Raw genomic sequence first — 4130 nt, forward strand, 5'->3', positions numbered from 1 at the left:
GTATAAGAGACAGGCGACGCACCGCCCACCTCCGCCCCCGGCGGGGTCCGCACAGCCCCGGCGACGTACCACCGTCCCGTTATCCGGACATCACGTCCAGATCTTGGATTCCCGGCGTAGGCTCGGTGGGAGACACGTGGCTTCGCGGCCCGGCGGGCGGCGCCGCGCCGTAGACCGCGGTGCTGCTCGTGAAGGGCACCGTACCCGCTCCGCGAGGCCCGACCTACGTATCCGAGGGAGTGGAGCACCGTGCCCCAGCTGAGGTCCCGCACTGTCACCCATGGCCGCAACATGGCGGGCGCCCGAGCCCTGATGCGCGCCTCCGGGGTAGCGAGCGAGGACATCGGCAAGCCGATCATCGCGGTGGCGAACAGCTTCACCGAGTTCGTGCCGGGCCACACCCACCTCGCCCCGGTCGGCCGGATCGTCTCGGACGCGATCCGCGCCGCGGGCGCCGTGCCGCGCGAGTTCAACACCATCGCCGTGGACGACGGCATCGCGATGGGCCACGGCGGCATGCTGTACAGCCTCCCCTCCCGCGACCTGATCGCCGACTCGGTCGAGTACATGGTCGAGGCGCACTGCGCGGACGCGCTGATCTGCATCTCCAACTGCGACAAGATCACCCCCGGCATGCTGATGGCCGCGATGCGCCTCGACATCCCGGTGGTCTTCGTCTCCGGCGGCCCGATGGAGGCAGGCCAGGCCACCCTGGTGGACGGTACGGTCCGCAAGCTCGACCTGATCAACGCGATCGTGGACTCGGTCGACGAGAAGGTCTCGGACGAGGACGTGCTCCGCATCGAGGAGAACGCCTGCCCGACCTGCGGCTCCTGTTCCGGCATGTTCACCGCCAACTCCATGAACTGCCTGACCGAGGCGATCGGCCTCTCGCTGCCCGGCAACGGTTCGGTGCTCGCCACCCACACCGCCCGCCGCGCGCTGTACGAGAACGCGGGCCGCACGGTCGTGGAGATCACCAAGCGCTACTACGAGCAGGGCGACGAGTCCGTGCTGCCGCGCAACATCGCCACCCGGGCCGCCTTCGAGAACGCCATGGCCCTGGACATCGCCATGGGCGGCTCCACCAACACGATCCTGCACCTGCTCGCCGCCGCCCAGGAGGCCGAGCTGGACTACGACCTGGCGGACATCGACGCCGTCTCGCGCCGCGTCCCCTGCCTGGCCAAGGTCGCCCCGAACGTGGCCCCCGGCGGTACGTACTACATGGAGGACGTGCACCGGGCCGGCGGCATCCCCGCCATCCTGGGGGAGCTGTACCGGGGCGGGCTGCTCAACGAGGACGTGCACACGGTGCACTCCCCCTCGCTCGCCGAGTGGCTCAAGACCTGGGACGTGCGGGGAGGTTCCGCCTCCGCCGAGGCCGTCGAGCTGTTCCACGCCGCGCCCGGCTGCCGGCGCTCGGCCACCGCCTTCTCGCAGTCCGAGCGGTGGGAGTCCCTCGACCTGGACGCCGAGGGCGGCTGCATCCGCGACATCGCCCACGCCTACTCCCAGGACGGCGGTCTGGCCGTGCTCAAGGGCAACCTGGCGGAGGACGGCTGCGTGGTGAAGACGGCCGGCGTGGACGAGTCGATCTGGACCTTCGAGGGTCCGGCGGTGGTCTGCGAGTCCCAGGAGGAGGCCGTGGACAAGATCCTCAATAAGCGGATCAAGGAGGGCGATGTCGTCGTCATCCGCTACGAGGGCCCGCGCGGCGGCCCCGGCATGCAGGAGATGCTCTACCCCACCTCCTTCCTGAAGGGCCGCGGCCTGGGCAAGGCCTGCGCCCTGGTCACCGACGGCCGCTTCTCCGGCGGCACCTCCGGCCTGTCCATCGGCCACGCGTCCCCCGAGGCGGCCTCGGGCGGCACCATCGCCCTGGTCGAGGACGGCGACCGGATCCGTATCGACATCCCCAACCGCTCGATCGAACTCCTGGTGGACGAGGCCGTACTGGAGTCCCGCCGCGAGGCACTCGGTGGCGTCTACGCGCCTGCCTCCCGTGAGCGCAAGGTCTCCGCGGCCCTGCGCGCCTACGCGGCGATGGCGACCAGCGCGGACAAGGGCGCGGTCCGGGACGTGACCAGGCTCGGCTGACCCGGCCGGACCTCCCTGGCCGAATGACGAGCCCGGTTCGGCCGGCTGTACGTGTGCGGGCCCCCCTCCCGCGGTTCGCGGTACCGCTCTCCCTTGCGGGCGCGGATCGCCGGGAGGGTGCGTTCGCAGCCGAGTACGCGGGTGCCCGTCCGAGGGGCGGGGCTCTGCGATCTGCGGCCGCGCCGTGCGGGCGCGCGTGACCGGAAGTGAAGTCGCGGGCAGGCGGCGACGGGGCCCGAGGGCCCCGGCCGCGTGCCCGCCGGGATGGTGTGGTCAGAGCACGGCGAGACGGTCCACCAGCAGCTCCACCCTCGACTCCGCGTCCTCCGGCAGCAGCCGTCCCGTCCGGGTCAGGGCCGCGATCCCGTGCAGGCAGGCCCAGAACACCTCGGTGAACAGTCCCGGGTGGACGCCGTCCCCGGCGACTTCGGCGAGGCACTCCAGCAGGGCGGCGAAGGCGTCCTTGAGGGGTTCCGGGGTGTCCTCCCGCGCGTACGCGAGACCGCCGTCGAGCAGGAAGAGGGCGTCGTAGACCGCCGGGTTGCGGGCGGCGAAGTCGAGGTAGGTGCGGGTGAGGGCGGTGACCCGGGCGCGCGGGCTGTCCGCGGTCGCCGTCGCGGCACGTACCGCCGCGGCCATCTCGGTGGCGCCCTGGGTGGCGACGGCGCCGATGATCTCGCGCTTGCCGCGGAAGTGGCTGTAGAGGACGGGCTGGCTGTACTCGATGAATTCGGCGAGCCGGCGGGTGGTGACCGCGTCCCAGCCCTGCTGCTCGGCGAGTTCGCGGGCTGTCGCCACGATGAGGCGCTCACGTTCCGCCCGCTCGCGCTGCTTGCGCTCCTGCATCGACATGCACTGAACCTAGCACCGCTAGACAATCGAGCCTCAGTAGTACTAGCGTTGCCACGTCAGCTAGCGGCGCTAGATGCCAGGAGAGGTCAATCATGCTCGACGCGCTCGAGGTCGTCACCATCGTGGTAGTCGGCCTGATGGTGGGGGTGGAGTTCTCCGTCGCCTTCGTCGTCAACCGGATCCTCGACGCCCTTCCGGAGGACAGCGGCCAACTCGGCCGTGCCCACGGGGGCCGGATGCTCGGCGCCGTGATGCCGGTCTGGTACATCGGCTCGCTCGTCCTCGTCGGCATCTGGGCTGTCGCCGGGTGGCACCACCACGGCAACGGGCTGGTCGTCACCGCCGGTGCGCTGCTGATCCTCAGCGTGGTCATGTCGGTGCTGCTGCTCGTCCCGATCAACGACCGGGGCAAGACGTGGACCCCCGAGAACCGGCCCGAGGACTGGAAGGAGCAGATGAACCGCTGGGACCGCTTCCACTACGTCCGCGTCGCCGTCATCATCGCCGCCTTCGCCCTGCTGGCCGCCGCCCTCACCTGAGCCCACGGGCTCCCGCCGGGTCGTCAGCCGCGACCGCTCGGCCGTGCGCCCGAAGTGCGGCACCGGCACCTGCGTCCGCACCGGACGCCGACACCCCCGAACTCCGCTGGTATCCGCGGGACGCGGACCCGGCGACACCCATTCACCTATAGCCAGAGGAAGTTGCGAAAATGGCCAAGCTGCAGAGTCTCGACCCGAACACGCCGATGTTCGCGCAGCTCAAGGAGAAGACCGGACCCATAGTCCTGGCCAACACCTTCGTCGTCCCGAAGGAGAGGACGGAAGCGTTCCTGGCCCTCTTCCACAGGCAGGCCGAGTTCATGAAGGCCCAGCCGGGATTCGTCTCCCTGCGGATGCACAAGGGAACGGCGGGCAGCGAACTCCTGATGAACGTCGCGGTCTGGGAATCGACCGAAGCTCTCGCCGCGGCGCTCGGCAGCCCGGAGTTCCAGCGCATGGCCGCCGAGTTCCCCGAGGACGTCGTGTCGTACCCGCACATCTTCGAGCAGATCGACGCATGACACGGCGGCTGCCATCGGGGGAGGGCGGCCGGAGAAGCCCTGCCCTCCCCTGGGCGGTCACCGGCGAGGCGGCGATGCGCGGTCAGGGATCTCCCGAGTGAGGCGCCCTGGTCCGCCC

Annotated in this window: 4 protein-coding genes; 3 read left to right on the forward strand and 1 reads right to left on the reverse strand. The window is 70.7% G+C overall.

The window, feature by feature from the left end; genetic code table 11:
* The first annotated feature begins 249 nt into the window (after window positions 1–249).
* Entirely contained in the window at window positions 250–2100 is a 1851-nt protein-coding gene (ilvD, locus tag E4099_RS29900; protein WP_135342243.1) for a dihydroxy-acid dehydratase, read from the forward strand.
* A gap of 273 nt (window positions 2101–2373) precedes the next feature.
* Here the strand turns inward: ilvD and E4099_RS29905 are convergent, their stop codons facing one another.
* The gene (locus tag E4099_RS29905) at window positions 2374–2952 is read right to left on the reverse strand and encodes a TetR/AcrR family transcriptional regulator (RefSeq protein ID WP_135342244.1); all 579 of its coding nucleotides are present in this window, start codon (window positions 2950–2952) and stop codon (window positions 2374–2376) included.
* A gap of 92 nt (window positions 2953–3044) precedes the next feature.
* Here E4099_RS29905 and E4099_RS29910 point away from each other — a divergent pair, with 92 nt between their 5' ends.
* Both E4099_RS29910 and E4099_RS29915 read left to right on the forward strand, forming a co-directional pair.
* Complete coding sequence (locus E4099_RS29910) at window positions 3045–3491, forward strand: anthrone oxygenase family protein (protein WP_135342245.1); 447 nt, start codon at window positions 3045–3047, stop codon at window positions 3489–3491.
* A 170-nt stretch (window positions 3492–3661) separates the two neighbouring features.
* Window positions 3662–4012 (forward strand): antibiotic biosynthesis monooxygenase family protein, encoded by a 351-nt coding sequence (locus E4099_RS29915; protein ID WP_135342246.1) that lies wholly within the window; start codon window positions 3662–3664, stop codon window positions 4010–4012.
* The last annotated feature ends 118 nt before the right edge of the window (window positions 4013–4130 follow it).

The organism is Streptomyces palmae, from assembly GCF_004684805.1.
Taxonomy (GTDB): domain Bacteria; phylum Actinomycetota; class Actinomycetes; order Streptomycetales; family Streptomycetaceae; genus Streptomyces; species Streptomyces palmae.